This window comes from Acinetobacter sp. WCHAc060042 (assembly GCF_003231195.1).
Lineage (GTDB): Bacteria > Pseudomonadota > Gammaproteobacteria > Pseudomonadales > Moraxellaceae > Acinetobacter.
In genome coordinates this window covers 61,572-76,309 of sequence record NZ_QKVN01000019.1, presented here as the reverse complement: position 1 = coordinate 76,309, position 14,738 = coordinate 61,572, and the positions used below count along the sequence as shown (strand labels likewise).

Here is a 14,738-nt window from a genome sequence, read left to right as displayed (position 1 = left end):
TTTATCAGGTTGCACAGCTCATTCGATTTCGACGAATGTGAATGTGGGGATATGTATGAATGCTTTAATGGTCTTTATTTACACCAATTTTACGCCACAAAAACATGATGCTTTCTTATATTATTGAATTATTTATAAATTTGAAATTAGTTAATCCAGTCCTGCAAAGGTTGGGTGAAAGGTACAGTATTGTCTTGAGCACGTTTAACAAAAGATTCGCCCATGACTTCTGTGCGAACTTTTAAACCATTTTCATAATCTTGTTGTGACATGGGAACCTCTGGATGTGGAATGCAAATATAGTAGCCGAGCGGATTAATTTTTCATCAGGTATTTGAGTTAAAAAATGTGCGCAGGAGTCATCATTCGGTAAATTCGAGAATATCGGGAGATAGACTTGGTCAAGGTAATGATGGTTTTATGTTGGATTTAAAGGCTATAAAGAAGCCTTTTGCTAACTGATTTTTTTGATTGATCCCAATAACAAAGCAGCCGAAGCTGCTTTGAATGATGTCGTTTTTGTACTTAAGCGGCTTTAAAGTCATTAATGATCAGTGTTAAACCAGTCGCTTTCTGGATTTGTTCTAGGCTCACATCGCGTGCCAGTTCAACCAGTTTCACCCCTTCAGCAGTGATATCCATCACACCTAAGTCAGTAATGATACGGCTAACGACAGCTTTACCCGTGAGTGGTAGGGTACATTGAGGCACAATTTTTGGCGTGCCATCTTTGGCGCAGTGTTCCATGAGCACCACGACTTTTTGTACACCAGAGACCAAGTCCATTGCACCGCCCATGCCTTTGACTTTTTTACCCGGAATCATCCAGTTTGCCAAGTCGCCCGTTTCAGAGACTTCCATTGCACCTAAAATAGCAATATTGACATGACCACCACGAATCATGGCAAAGGATTCTGAGCTTGAGAAAAATGCAGCCCCTTTGCGTGCGGTGACAGTTTGTTTTCCTGCATTAATCAAGTCTGCATCGACTGCATCACGGGTTGGAAATTCATCAATACCGAGCAAGCCATTTTCTGACTGCAACCAAACATTGATCCCTTCGGGTAGATAATTGGCCACTAAAGTCGGTAAGCCAATACCTAAGTTGACATAAAAACCATCTTCGAGTTCAAGGGCAGCACGCTGTGCCATTTCATTACGTGTCCAAGCCATGATTAAGCTTCCTCTGCTTTAATGGTCAGTTGTTCGATCTGCTTTTTGGGGGTGGCATTCAGCACCACACGGTTGATGTAGATCCCCGGTAAATGGATGTCATCGGGATCAATTTCACCAATTTCAACCACTTGTTCGACTTCAGCAATCGTAAATTTGCCTGCCATAGCACAGTCAGGGTTAAAGTTACGTGCGGTTTTACGGAACACCAAATTGCCCGCTTTATCGGCTTTGTAGGCTTTGATTAAAGCAATGTCCGCAGTGAGAGACATTTCTAAAATATGTGGACGACCATCAAAGTCACGAACTTCTTTGCCTTCGGCAATGAGAGTGCCTACACCTGTCTGGGTGAAAAATGCAGGAATACCTGCACCGCCTGAACGTAGTTTTTCTGCGAGTGTGCCTTGTGGTGTGAGCTCGACTTCAAGTTCACCATTCAGATACTGGCGCTCAAACTCTTTGTTTTCACCGACATAAGATGCAATCATTTTTTTAATTTGTTTGGTTTCTAATAATTTACCTAAACCAAAGCCGTCCACACCTGCATTATTTGAAATACAGGTTAAACCTGTGACACCTGTTTCTTTTAAGGCATCAATTAATGCTTCTGGAATACCACAGAGGCCAAAACCACCAACAGCAATAGTTTGATTATTGGCAACCACATCAGCCAATGCTTCAGCTGCATTTGCGACAACTTTATTCATCCTTTATTTCCTGATCTTCCTTGCTTGTTATTTTTTTAGCATTGCACTGCTTTTTTTAGAAATTGAATCTTTCTAATGTGTAATAAAAAAAACTCATTAATCATTAATATTAAAGAAGGAAAAAGAGAGAACTAGGTGCGAAGAATACAAAATGCCTTAAATATTTAAGTCATTATAAGCATTTGATTCATAAGGAATAGGAACAGATATTCATCTTTAAGGATAAAAGTGAGGCTTTAAAAATGATGCCAAAGTGTGGTTTCAATAAATTGGGCTGAAATGTTGGACAGTTCATAATCTTTTTTATAAATAATGCCCACCGCCAGTTGAGTTTGGTTGCCGCCAATTTCAACCAACACATTTTTTGCAAGATCAATGAATTTCTGAAAATGCCGTGGAATCGCACTGACGCCCATGCCATAGGCAACAAAGTGAGATAGGGAACTGATTTGGTGGCATTCGACTTTCAAATCCAACACGACTTGATGCGCCGCACACTGTTCCTCAATTACATGTCGAATAATCGAGGGGTTTTGTAAGGTCACAAAAGGGTAAGAGCAAAGTTCCAGCCATGTCACGCTTTTTTGTTTGGCTAAGGCATGGTGTTTGGGTAACAGAGCCAAAAAGTCTTCATTGAATAAGGGCTGGAAAATCAGTTGATCATTCGGTTTAGGTTCAAAACAAATGCCAATCTCAAAAATGCCTTCTTGAACTTTTTCAATAATTTTTTCATTGGTAATGTCATGGATGGAAAAACTGATGTTGGGGTGTAATTGTGAAAAATCATGCATGACTGCGGGGAGTACCGCATGGGTGGCAAAGGGCATTGAGGCAATATTTAAAGTGCCACGGTTGAGTTTAAAGCGCTGTTTGACATCTTTTTCCATATCTTCCCAGTTAGCCAGAAGCTTTTTGGCATAGGGAATCAGGGACTGACCTTCGGTGGTGATTGCTACCCGACGTGTATTGCGTTTAAACAGTTTTCCACCGAGTTCTTCTTCTAGCGTTTTAATACTTAAGCTGAGAGCGGATTGGCTCAGACACAGTTCATTGGCTGCATTGGCATAATTAAGCGTACGTGCAAGGACTAAAAAGGCTTTTAATTGTTTGAGTGTCATGAGCTTCCCTGAGCAATGATGCAACACGATGTCGAATGAAAGTGAACGTGCTTTTCTCCAATGGTTTACATGAAAAATACAACAGGAGGTCAAAATAGATCAAGTGATGAAAGTAAATGTGGTTTTGATTCGATGGGTCAAAGCAGTATAAGCCGAACAGCTTGATAGTCTGTAAAAATATGTTTTAACTAAATGAAAAATATAAAAATTGATTATTTTGTGTGATTTCGAAATTTTACCTTTAACTTGATACAATTAGTTTGATCAGTCTTACTAGGGCATGGATATTAATCAATTTTTCTTCTTACTCAATGATTATTTTCAAACAATGTGCGGGTTTATATGCATTATAGTCTGACCCATAAGCTGAAATATTAATGCTCTGATGAATAAATATAGTACATAGATCAGAGTGCACATAGACATCTCGTCATGATGGAAAATAGACAGTCTATGGATGCGTATAGGGTACTTTCAGTACAGGTTGATTGTACTGTGACTCAACTACATTTGACATCATTCGCTATTAATATCACAGCACATCAAGACATATTTTCTTTAAGGATGGAGTAAAAAATATGTGGGATTTGGGTGTAATTTTATTGTCTCTTGGGCTACTGATGTATACAGCCTACAGAGGTTTTTCTGTAATTCTTATGGCACCGATTTGTGCCTTGTTGGCGGTTTTACTGATTAACCCTGCTAACGTTTTGCCTTTTTATTCAGGCGTGTTTATGCCCAAAATGGTTGGGTTCATTAAAGATTATTTCTTGGTGTTTTTACTCGGTGCCATCTTTGGTAAAGTGGTTGAAATGTCAGGAATTGCCGAATCCATTGCCAAAACCATTGTCAATCTGATTGGCTCTAAAAATGCGATGTTAACCGTTGTGCTTTTGGGGGCGATTTTAACTTATAGCGGTGTCAGTCTCTTTGTGGTGGTATTTGCCGTTTATCCATTTGCAAATCAACTCTTTAGACAAGCCAATATTCCAAAGCGTTTGATTCCAGGAACCATTGCCCTCGGCGCATTCACCTTTACCATGGATGCCTTGCCGGGAACCCCACAAATTCAAAACGTTATTCCAACTACATTCTTTGGTACGGACATTTATGCGGCACCGTTTCTTGGTTTGATTGGTGGGGTATTTGTTCTTGCTACAGGTTTGAGCTATTTAGAATGGCGTCGTCGTGTAGCCGCTCGAAATGGGGATGGCTATGCCACAGGTATTGAGCTGACAGAAGCCGAGCAACAACAACTGAAGCAAAACTTAGATACCACATCAAATGGTTCTACCGCACGTCAATGGTTGGCTTTTGTACCGCTTATTTTAGTTGCCGTGACCAATAAATATTTATCAACCGCGATTAAAGAATGGTATCCAAACGGTTTCGACTTTAATGCGATTGGACTTGCAGCCTACACGGTCGATGTTGCGAAAACCTCTGCCATTTGGGCCGTGGGTTTGGCTTTGATTGTGGGCATTATCACAGCCATTTCATTTGACTTCCGCCGTGTCTATACGGGCTTCAAAGATGGCGTTAATGCCAGTATTGGCGGGTCTTTACTTGCAGTGATGAATACTGCATCTGAATATGGTTTTGGTGCGATTATTGCGGCCTTACCGGGCTTTGCGATCATTAGTCATGCATTGGGTAATACTTTTACCAATCCGCTGGTCAATGGTGCAGTCACCACGACAGTTTTAGCAGGCGTGACAGGTTCAGCTTCTGGTGGGATGAGTATCGCCCTAAGTGCGATGGCCGATCAGTACAATGCTGCGATTCTAGCCATGGGAATTCCACCCGAAGTCATGCACCGTATTGTTGCGATGGCATCAGGCGGTATGGATACCTTACCGCATAACGGCGCCGTGATTACCTTGTTGGCAGTCACAGGTTTAACCCATAAACAATCGTATAAAGATATTTTTGCTATCACCATTATTAAAACTATCGCGGTATTTGTTGCCATTGCTGCCTTTACTTGGTTTGGTATTGTTTAAGACTTTGGAATGAAAAAAGAAGACAACGGAGTACATGATGAGTCAACTGTTAAAAGATAAAGTTGCATTTATTACTGGTTCAGCCAGCGGTATTGGACATGAAATTGCAAAGAAATTTGCCAGTGAAGGTGCCAAAGTTGTCATTTCTGATATGAATGCAGACAAGTGTGCTGAAACGGTTACAGCTCTTCAAAATGAAGGTTTTGAGGCTTTGTCTGCGCCTTGCGATGTGACTGATGAAGAAGCCTATAAAGCTGCGATTGAACTGACTCAGCAAACCTATGGTCGTTTGGATATTCTCATCAATAATGCAGGTTTTCAGCATGTTGCAGTGATTGAGGACTTTCCAACCGCAGTCTATCAAAAGTTGATTAATGTCATGTTGGTGGGGTCGTTCATTGGTATCAAGTACGCATTTCCCATCATGAAAGCGCAGCAGTTTGGTCGTGTGATTAACATGGCTTCGATTAACGGTCTGATTGGCTTTGCTGGCAAGGCTGGCTATAACAGTGCTAAGCATGGTGTGATTGGTTTGACCAAAGTTGCGGCTTTAGAGTGTGCGCGTGATGGTATTACGGTGAATGCGCTGTGTCCGGGCTATGTCGATACACCGTTGGTACGTGGTCAAATTCATGACTTGGCTAAAACCCGAAATGTCAGCGAACAAAGTGCATTAGAAGATGTAATTTTGGCGATGGTGCCACAAAAACGCTTACTCAGTGTAGAGGAAATTGCGGATTATGCGATCTTCCTTGCTAGTGATAAGGCGGGTGGTGTAACGGGTCAAGCCGTGGTGATGGATGGTGGCTATACCGCGCAATAACTTGCCTCAGCATAGGTTTAAAAATTAAAAAGCCTCGGATGTTCGTATCCGAGGTTTTTTTATAGTGCTCGATTTTGTAAAAGTACCCAACTAAAAATCATTGTGAAACGTGATAAAAATATCTAAGTACCAAGAAAATTTAAAGTTTGTGTGCTGTTGTAATCTTAATTAAATATCTGCGGTGTATGGTTCAGCCATCTTTAGATGGGTTGATGCCATGCTCGGTTCTCTTGAAAAATTCCAATTAAAAACAATCAGCGTGGCATGTATAAGTTTCAGCGCTTTATTGCTTACCGCTTGTCAAAGTACGACGATAACGCGAAATCAACAGGCCAATACAGCGCAACAGCTCCAACAAGAAAAAGTCCAACAACCGAAACGTGTGGTCTTTTTCTTGGGTGATGGTATGGGCATTACCACGCTTACCGCTTCACGTATTTATGCTGTTGGTGAAGATGGTCAGTTGGCGATTGATCGGCTGCCTGAGTCTGCTTTTGTTCGTACCTTTTCTGAAGATGCACAAGTCACGGACAGCGCACCTTCGATGGGCGCGTACATGACCGGTGTAAAGATGAAAAACGAGGTGATCTCGATGCAGACAGGGACAATTGCGGTTGAACCTGACTCAGTAGGGAATAACCAGTGTGCGACTAACCCTCAAAACAAAAATAAGCAAAACACACAGACTTTACTCGAATTAGCCAAAGCAAAGGGTTGGGGAACTGGGGTTGTGACCACGACGCGGATCACGCATGCCACGCCTGCATCGACTTATGCGCATATATGCCACCGTGATGCTGAAAATGACATTGCATCACAGTTGGTCCCGAGTTCAAAAGGCGATGATTATCAACGCTATAACCTCAAACTCAAAGATGGAGTCGATGTGGTTTTGGGTGGGGGGAAGCGTCAATTTTTGCCTAAAGATGCAGGTGGAGAACGTACTGATGGGCGCAATCTAATTACCGAGATGCAAAAGGCAGGCTACCGCGTGGTTTTTGATGAAAACCAACTCTCCCAAGTGCAACTGGCGAAAAATGAAAAATTATTGGGTTTATTTAATCACAGTCATTTAAATTACGACTTGGATCGCACCAAGAAAAACTTGGCAGAGCCGAGTCTCAAGCAAATGACGCTGTCTGCTTTAGACATCCTGACGCAAAATAAAAAAGGTTTTTTCCTGATGGTGGAGGGCGGACGTATAGATCATGCGCTACATGACACCAATGCCAAACGTGCTTTACAAGACACGATTGCCTTAAATGATGCTCTAGAAGCAACCATTCAAAAGCTTAAACAAAGTGATCCTGAACTTAAAAATACACTGATTGTAATCACGGCCGACCATGATCACACCTTGGTTTTAAATGGTTATGCCAAGCGCACAGGAAAATACGTCGAAGGTAAGGAAACCAGCGTGCTTGGATTGGTAAAAAATTATGACCAAGCGGGCTTTGCTCAAGATATTCATGGTCAACCTTATCCGATTATCGGTTTTGGTACGGGCAAAAAACGCCCCACTCAAAACCGTATGGATGACTTGGTCCTGAACTTAAAAGACACTGATATCTGTCATCCAGTACAAGGGCCAAAGGCACCGCAAGGTGAAAAATATAGTTTCACCTATCCTTTGGCTGAAACGGGTTGGTGTACGGGCACTGCTGCGGATGATTTCCAACAAGAAGCTGTGATTCAAACGGGCTATAAAGATAAAGAAACACATGGCGGTGCAGATGTGTTTTTAGGTGCGATTGGTCAGGGAGCCGATCAGTTCTCAGGTAGCCTTGAAAATATTGAGGTCAATCACCTCATTCGTAAGATCACAGGCTTATAGCAGAGGGATATCACATGAAACATACTTTAAAAACCATCCCATACATGATGCTTCTGCTTACAGCGTCGATTTCTTCAAGTGCTTTGTATGCTGCTGACACCACACTTACACCGACGAAAAGCGTTATATTCTTTTTAGGCGATGGCATGGGACCAACCATAGTGACGGCAAGTCGTATTTATGCTGTGGGGGAAAATGGCAAACTGGCCATGGACAGCATGAAGCACGCAGCACGGATTAAAACCTATTCTGAGGATGGTCAAACCACAGATAGCGCTCCCTCTATGGGCGCCTATATGACTGGGCAGAAAAACAAAAATGAAGTGATTGCCATGACAACAGGAACAGTTGCGGTCGAACCTGAAGATGGAAAATTGCCGAATGGCAAAAGCTTAGCGAAAGCCATTAACCGTTGTCCAGAACAGGGCAGTAGTATGGTCGCAGGGATGCCTGCGTTAAGTATTTTAGAACTGGCAAAAAAGCAGGGAAAAGCGGTTGGCGTAGTGACGACGACCGAACTCACCCATGCCACACCTGCGGCAACCTATGCACATATTTGTCATCGTGATGCACAATACGATATCGCGCTTCAAGCTGTTCCAAAAGGTAAAGCTTATAATCCAAACTTATTGGATGGCATTAATGTCCTTATGGGAGGCGGCTTAAATCACTGGACGCCTTATGATGCAGTTTCTAACCCCAAAGGGCGCTTGGATGGTCGTGATTTATTGGCAGAGTTTAAACAGCAGGGTTATCAAACCGTTTTAAGCCAAAGTGATTTGGCACAGACAGTCAATACTCAGAAAATTTTCGGCGTATTCTCTACACAGTCGCATTTAAATTATGATTTGGATCGACTCAAGAATAATATAGAGACTGAACCGAGTCTGGCGGTGATGACCAGTAAAGCGATTGATGCACTGCAAGCACAGAGTCATGGACAAGGCTATTTCTTGATGGTTGAGGGTGGGCGTATTGACCATGCGCTACATGCCAATAATGCCAAACGGGCATTGCAGGAAACCAAGGCATTTAATGATGCAATTCAAACTGCACTGGATAACGTGGACTTGAGCAATACCTTGATAGTAGTGACGGCAGATCATGACCATGTGATGACGTTTAATGGTTATGCCGCACGAACGGGTCAAACGACGGAAACTAATCCAGGTATTTTAGGGCTGAGCTATGACTATAATATTGCAAAAGAGCAAAATGCTTACAGCAAAGTGCTGGCTGATGGCCAAGTACATAATCCATACCGCGATGTAAATGGGGCAACAGGAACGACGCTCGTTTTTGGAAATGGTACGGGCAAGCGTTTAGATATTCGTGACAGTATTAGCAACGAGCAAGCCTTTGCCGACGACTATAAACAAGAAGTCGGGGTACAACTGACGAAAAGCGAAACCCATGGCGGCGGAGATGTGATGCTGTTTGCTGAAGGAAAGAATTCAAATCTCTTCAAAGGCACACAAGAAAATACATGGGTGTTTGAGCAATTGAAAAAGGCGTTTGGATTCTAATGGATACAAGATTAATACGGCCGTTCAAATTCAAAATGAAGTTCTTAGCATTGTCTTTCAGTTTGCTCAGTCCATGGGTATGGTCGGCCGATGAATATCGTATTGATTATCAGATTGAACGGCTGGATGCCAATGGGGTCACGACCATTCAAAAATACAGTGAGAAAATAATTCGAGATGCGCAAAATATTTGGATTGAACGTTTAAACACACAAACGCATGCTGACGAAGCCCAGACACATAGCAACGCTCATGTGTCTGCCAAAACAGACACCCATGAGCATGCGAGTTTTGACAGTGCAATTCAGTGGATGCAGCGCAAAGATGTAGTCGGGCAAGCAAACGTAGAAAGTCCGTTTCAGCGTTTTTATATTTTGCCAGATGAAAAAATGCGGGTGCAATTGCAGGATGTCGATCAAGAAATGCTAGGAATGAAAAACTGTTGGCGCTGTGAATATAGTTTGATTCATCCTGACATTTTAAAGCGAGCACAATTGATTCAACGTGATCCGAAGTTAGCGCATTATCAAATACGCAGTGCTGGGCAAACGTTGAATATTATATGGAGTGAACAGGATCAACTGGTTCAAAAATATGAATTGCTCAAACCGACCTCAGGCTATGCCAAAACCTTTACCGTGCGCAAAATTGGCCAACATGTTGCTACACCTTGGACGCAAACAGAAAAATACAGCGAACGTGACTATGCGGACTTTAGTGATTAGCTGATGAGTTTTTGACTTTTAATTTCGGCGTTACAACAGCAATATCCGTGATTTTTTGGGGAAAATAAGTGGTTAGGACTGTGCAGCTTGTACCGTTAAACCACTCCAACGCTTAAACGCACGTCGAAAATTAGTGGCATCGTTAATTTGTAAATACTGAGAAATCTGTTCAGTTTTAAAACCATGCACACGATATAAAATGATGGCGGTATGCAAACGACTTTGATCGAGTTGCGCCTGAAAATGGGTCTGATGCTTTTTCAGTTTACGTTTTAAGGTGGCAGAACTCATTTGAAAATAATCAGCAGTTTGTTCAAGTTGAATATTATTTTGAATATTTTGCATGAAGTATTGATGCAAACTGAGCAAAAAACTCTGTTGAATATTTTGAGCTGTCATTTCTTTCAGCGCATGTTGATAACTGATTGCAGCTAAGGTCGAAGAGGCATTGGGAAGTTTTTCATGGACCAAGTCACGAGGCAGGCTCATCATGTTGATCGGGCGATTAAATTCTAAAGCACTGCCTAAATGCGTCCAATATTGTTCAATATAATCCGGTTCAGAAAAATTAAATTCGAATTTCCACGCTAACTTGGTTTGATACAGTTGACGGCTAAATGCTTGTATTGCACTCATTGCACTTTCGATTAAAAAGCGATTTTCAAGCTTGTTTTCATCTAACCAATAAATATGAATATGGCTTTGACTATACATGAGTCGAGGGCATAACCACGGTGAAACAGATGCGGAAAATGTTAAATAACGGCTAAGCGCCTCATCAAAGGTCGATGCATACAGCATGGATTTAATGGCGTCATTAAAGGGGGTGGTTAGGCTGCGTTGACCGAATAAAAAACTGATGTCCTGATTGCGAAAACACTGCTCTGCATTTGTTAAAACCTGTTGTAACTGTTGCTGGCTAATCAGCTTTTGCCCTGAAAAGATATCTTCCAAGAAAATACCGCTACCACTGAGTAGGACGTGATGTTCGACTTCATGGCTGACTGCTAAATCAATTAAAATAGACAATTGATGATGCGCAGGAATGTAGCTGTAGTCGCATTCAAAGCTCATACGGTGACTCGCTTTGGTGAGTAGTATTGCTTCACTTGGAGCAATTGCTGATTTAAGGCACTTAAAAGTTGCTGAGCAGTTTGGTATTGCCCGACTGAACAGCAGGTCGTGAGTGCTTTTAAAGGAATGTGTGCGGACAGATCACGTTGATAATAAGCACTGACCATAAGCATGCGCTCAAGTTGAGCTGCTATTTTTTCAGCCTGTTGTAGCTTCGTCTCTGGTAACAGCATAATAAAACGATCTCCTGCGAAGCGGCAGAGCAGGTCTTGTGGTCGTAAGTTTAAGCTAATCAATTGTGAAACATGCTGTAAAATAGATGTGCCTTCATCAAAACCATGTGTTTGATTAATCTGATTAAAATTATGCATATCTAACAATATGACGGACATGTCGCTGGGTTCATGCAAGTTTTGCTCAATTGCAGCTTTGAGCTGTGTTTTAAAGTAATGAGCATCGGCCAAAGGGGTGAGTGCATCGAATAAACGATGATCCCGATAAATACGTTCTCGTTTTTGCATGTGTTTAGAAATCGCCAGTTCTTCTTGATGCCAAAAATAAATCCCGATGGTAAATAGGCACAGTCCAATTGGAAAAGGAATGGACTCAAGCCATGCATCCCACATGATTTCTTTAGGTAGGCGAATAAACTCATCTAAGCTGTCCATCCACATATGGAAAAAAATAAAACACAGTCCATAAAAGATATAGTTAGTTACACGGCCCAAAGGACGGCTTTTAATAATAAAGAAAATCCAAATACCAATAAAAACAGTTGCTCCCCCTTCACCTAAAATATCGACCCAGTTCCATTCAGCAAACGACTTGCTCTGTCCAAGTAAGATAAACAACCACAGGGATAAGCTACAGGCAGTCGCTACACATAACAAAGGCCAGCGGTAGTAAGCAAAGTATTTAGGCATAGCATTTTTTGAAATGATTTATTTTCGCCCAAGCTAAACAGATTTAGATGACAGTTTGATGGCAAAGGCTAGAGTCAAAATAGATCAGTGTATTTTTGCTTTTTGAGAATAAAAATGCTGAAAAACCCTATCTTTGTAGTGAATATGTATCATTCTGTATGCTCAGAATTTTCTCTATACAGATCAAATTAGCTCACTTTTTGCTGAAAATGACCAAAAACAAATAAAAAGGGCAGATCGTAAAAGGCACTGTCACATCATGTTCACATTCAATTTCTATTGTGCGTTCAAACCATGCCACTTTGGCTTGAGGGGAAGAACATAATGCAAAATAATCAGAGCCGTTTCATGAAACATAAGCGTGCGGGTTTTCAGCTCAGTACACTGGTCCTGTCAATGCTGAGCATGACGCATCTACATGCCGAAGATAACACGGTGGAATATGTACAGGTCATTGGTCAAGCTGCAAGTATGGATAAAGCACTCAAAGAACAAAAACGTGCCGACCAAATCAGCAGTGTGGTACATGCCGATGGCATCGGACAATTACCCGATGACAATGCCGCAGAAGCTTTGCAACGGATACCGGGTGTATCTACTGAGCGTGACCAAGGCGAAGGACGTTTTGTTTCAGTTCGTGGTTTAGGTGCTGACTTAAATGCAGTGACCATAAATGGTACGTTGGTTCCCGCGCCTGAAAGCGATCGCCGTGGCGTGGCATTGGATGTCTTACCATCAGAGCTGGTGCAGTCTTTGGCTGTGGTGAAAACGCTGACACCAGATATGGATGCCAACTCATTAGGCGGTACGGTGCAAGTTGAAAGTTTATCAGCCTTTGACCATGACGGTTTGTTTTATACGGGAACGGTTGAAGGTGGTTATGATGAAAAACGGGAAAAATATAGCCCTAAAGCATCGGGTGCCATCAGTAACCGTTTCAGTGTTGGTGAGGGGCAAGACAACCTTGGGGTAGCGTTGGCACTGAGTTATCAAAACCGAAAATTTGGCTCGGACAATGTTGAAACGGGTGGGGCTTGGAATGGCGACGCACTTGAAGAAACCGCAATGCGCCAATATGACATCGAGCGTGAGCGCATTGGTGCGGGGTTGAATTTTGATTACCGCCCCAATGACACAGGCGAATACTATTTAAGAACGTTATATAGCCGATTTAAAGATACCGAATCGCGTCAAGAAGTTTCAGTTGAATTTGCCGATCCGCAAACTGCGGGGCAAAGTGGAGATGCCGAAGTCACTCGTTCATTAAAAAGCCGTGTTGAAACGCAAGAAATTCAGTCCTTTGTTTTAGGGGGCAAGCAAGGTTTCGGTACTTGGACGGTGGAAGGTCAACTCGGTTATAGCGAAGCATCGGAGGAAAATCCGGGTGGTATTTCGGGGGCGAAATATAAAGCTGAGTTTAGCAATGTTGGTTTTAGCAGTACCCAAAAGCCAGTTATAACAGCAGATCAAGATTTTTATGATGCTGCCAACTATGAGCTAGATTCGGTGTCGTGGGAAAAGTCTAAAACCACCGATAAAGAATACAACGGTAAATTAGACTTTTTAAAAGACTATATGTTGGGGAATTATGCTGCTGCATTGAAGTTCGGGGGCAAAATCAGTCAACGTGAGAAAACCAATAATACCGATGAATGGAAATATAAAGACCTCAGCACGTCAAGTTCAGATTTCAATTCAAACAGTCACTATGAACTGGGACAGTTTGGTCCAAGCATCAATGAAAATGCCATTCAGGACAAAATAAATGGGCTAAATGCTGCTGACTATGTGGTTGCGGATGGCTCCATCATTAATGACTTTAAGTCAAATGAAGACATACAAGCGGCTTATGTCATGAATACGATTGATTTGGATCAATTGCGTGTGATTGCTGGTTTACGTTATGAAAATACCAACTTTGAAGCACGTGGTTTTGAGTTTAATGATGATGTGATCACTGCGACCAAATATGAAAATGACTATGATCATTGGTTGCCAAGCTTACATTTGCGTTATCAATTGGCGGACAATACCTACCTGCGTGCGGCATGGACCAATAGTGTCGTGCGTCCGAACTTTGCCCAAAGTGCGCCAGGTGTTTACATAGATGGTGATGAAGCTGAGTTTGGTAACCCAATGTTAAAGCCTTTAGAGTCTTCTAACTTTGATTTGGGTGTAGAAAAGTATTTTGGCAAAGCCAGTATGGTGAGTTTTTATAGTTTTTATAAAGATATCGACAATTTTATCTATAACACCAATATTGCAGGGACAGGTCAGTGGGCTGACTTTGATGAAGCTGTGACTTATAAAAATGGTCAAAGTGCCAAACTCTATGGAATGGAGTTTGCCTATTCACAAAAATTTGACCACTTAGGAGCACCATGGAACGGGTTCTTGTTGGGTTTAAATACCACCTTTAGTAAGTCAGAGGCGGATATTGATTCGATGAAAGATGGTGAACTTCTGAGTCGTCGTATTCATTTGCCAAATCAGTCGGATGTGGTGGCGAATGCGATGCTTGGCTGGGAAAATGAACGTTTTGGTGTACGACTTTCAGCAAATTATAAATCGAGTTATCTGTATGAACTTGGTGACATTGATACGCCTGAAAAAGATATTTATACCGATGACCAAATCTTCCTTGATTTTAGTAGTCATGTGAACTTATCTAAAAACTTACAGCTCAAGTTTGATGTACAAAACATCACCGATGAGCATTATTACAACTATGCAGGTTCGAAGGCTTATAACGCGCAATATGAAGAGTATGGCCCAGCTTACAAACTGGCACTGACCTATACCCATTTTTAAGTCGAATTAAATTTAGTACTC

The 14,738-nt window shown here is 41.9% G+C and carries 11 protein-coding genes and 1 pseudogene; 6 read left to right on the top strand and 6 right to left on the bottom strand.

Annotated features, from left to right (window positions below; translation table 11 throughout):
• Positions 1–149: 149 nt before the first annotated feature.
• The 4 genes and pseudogenes from DPG01_RS09970 to DPG01_RS09955 all read right to left on the bottom strand — a co-directional run.
• A pseudogene (locus DPG01_RS09970) lies at positions 150–272 on the bottom strand (4-carboxymuconolactone decarboxylase); the annotation flags it as partial.
• 253 nt (positions 273–525) lie between these two features.
• Positions 526–1,173: a CoA transferase subunit B gene (locus DPG01_RS09965; protein ID WP_086208638.1), complete on the bottom strand. Its 648-nt coding sequence runs from the start codon at positions 1,171–1,173 to the stop codon at positions 526–528.
• A gap of 2 nt (positions 1,174–1,175) precedes the next feature.
• Positions 1,176–1,880 (bottom strand): CoA transferase subunit A, encoded by a 705-nt coding sequence (locus tag DPG01_RS09960; RefSeq protein WP_110974978.1) that lies wholly within the window; start codon positions 1,878–1,880, stop codon positions 1,176–1,178.
• Between the two features lie 236 nt (positions 1,881–2,116).
• Complete coding sequence (locus tag DPG01_RS09955; protein ID WP_110974977.1) at positions 2,117–2,998, bottom strand: LysR family transcriptional regulator; 882 nt, start codon at positions 2,996–2,998, stop codon at positions 2,117–2,119.
• Positions 2,999–3,576: 578 nt separating this feature from the next.
• Between DPG01_RS09955 and DPG01_RS09950 the strand changes: the two genes are divergently transcribed.
• The 5 genes from DPG01_RS09950 (at position 3,577) to DPG01_RS09930 (ending at position 9,909) form a co-directional block, all read left to right on the top strand.
• Positions 3,577–5,001 carry a GntP family permease gene (locus tag DPG01_RS09950; protein WP_110974976.1) on the top strand — a complete coding sequence of 475 codons (1,425 nt, stop codon included), beginning with the start codon at positions 3,577–3,579 and terminating at the stop codon, positions 4,999–5,001.
• 37 nt (positions 5,002–5,038) lie between these two features.
• Positions 5,039–5,824, top strand: coding sequence for a 3-hydroxybutyrate dehydrogenase (locus DPG01_RS09945; RefSeq protein WP_110974975.1), 786 nt, complete (start codon positions 5,039–5,041; stop codon positions 5,822–5,824).
• Positions 5,825–6,041: 217 nt separating this feature from the next.
• Positions 6,042–7,658: an alkaline phosphatase gene (locus tag DPG01_RS09940; RefSeq protein WP_110974974.1), complete on the top strand. Its 1,617-nt coding sequence runs from the start codon at positions 6,042–6,044 to the stop codon at positions 7,656–7,658.
• 14 nt (positions 7,659–7,672) lie between these two features.
• Positions 7,673–9,184, top strand: a complete 1,512-nt coding sequence (locus DPG01_RS09935; protein ID WP_110974973.1) for an alkaline phosphatase — start codon at positions 7,673–7,675, stop codon at positions 9,182–9,184.
• Complete coding sequence (locus tag DPG01_RS09930; RefSeq protein ID WP_110974972.1) at positions 9,184–9,909, top strand: hypothetical protein; 726 nt, start codon at positions 9,184–9,186, stop codon at positions 9,907–9,909. The genes DPG01_RS09935 and DPG01_RS09930 overlap by 1 nt, the downstream gene beginning before the upstream one ends.
• Before the next feature lie 72 nt (positions 9,910–9,981).
• Here the strand turns inward: DPG01_RS09930 and DPG01_RS09925 are convergent, their stop codons facing one another.
• Positions 9,982–10,983, bottom strand: coding sequence for a helix-turn-helix transcriptional regulator (locus DPG01_RS09925; protein ID WP_005234808.1), 1,002 nt, complete (start codon positions 10,981–10,983; stop codon positions 9,982–9,984).
• The gene (locus DPG01_RS09920) at positions 10,980–11,906 is read right to left on the bottom strand and encodes a diguanylate cyclase domain-containing protein (protein ID WP_086208630.1); all 927 of its coding nucleotides are present in this window, start codon (positions 11,904–11,906) and stop codon (positions 10,980–10,982) included. The genes DPG01_RS09925 and DPG01_RS09920 overlap by 4 nt, the downstream gene beginning before the upstream one ends.
• Positions 11,907–12,230: 324 nt before the next feature.
• On the opposite strand from DPG01_RS09920, the gene DPG01_RS09915 reads away from it, so the two are divergent.
• A complete protein-coding gene (locus tag DPG01_RS09915) occupies positions 12,231–14,717 on the top strand; it encodes a TonB-dependent receptor (protein ID WP_110974971.1) in 2,487 nt (828 codons plus the stop codon).
• Positions 14,718–14,738: the final 21 nt, after the last annotated feature.

Coding starts and splice junctions, on each gene's coding strand:
- DPG01_RS09920 (WP_086208630.1), bottom strand. CDS start 11,906: ATGCCTAAATACTTTGCTTACTACCGCTGGCCTTTGTTATGTGTAGCG.
- DPG01_RS09955 (WP_110974977.1), bottom strand. CDS start 2,998: ATGACACTCAAACAATTAAAAGCCTTTTTAGTCCTTGCACGTACGCTT.
- DPG01_RS09940 (WP_110974974.1), top strand. CDS start 6,042: ATGCTCGGTTCTCTTGAAAAATTCCAATTAAAAACAATCAGCGTGGCA.
- DPG01_RS09935 (WP_110974973.1), top strand. CDS start 7,673: ATGAAACATACTTTAAAAACCATCCCATACATGATGCTTCTGCTTACA.
- DPG01_RS09925 (WP_005234808.1), bottom strand. CDS start 10,983: ATGAGCTTTGAATGCGACTACAGCTACATTCCTGCGCATCATCAATTG.
- DPG01_RS09945 (WP_110974975.1), top strand. CDS start 5,039: ATGAGTCAACTGTTAAAAGATAAAGTTGCATTTATTACTGGTTCAGCC.
- DPG01_RS09950 (WP_110974976.1), top strand. CDS start 3,577: ATGTGGGATTTGGGTGTAATTTTATTGTCTCTTGGGCTACTGATGTAT.
- DPG01_RS09960 (WP_110974978.1), bottom strand. CDS start 1,880: ATGAATAAAGTTGTCGCAAATGCAGCTGAAGCATTGGCTGATGTGGTT.
- DPG01_RS09965 (WP_086208638.1), bottom strand. CDS start 1,173: ATGGCTTGGACACGTAATGAAATGGCACAGCGTGCTGCCCTTGAACTC.
- DPG01_RS09915 (WP_110974971.1), top strand. CDS start 12,231: ATGCAAAATAATCAGAGCCGTTTCATGAAACATAAGCGTGCGGGTTTT.
- DPG01_RS09930 (WP_110974972.1), top strand. CDS start 9,184: ATGGATACAAGATTAATACGGCCGTTCAAATTCAAAATGAAGTTCTTA.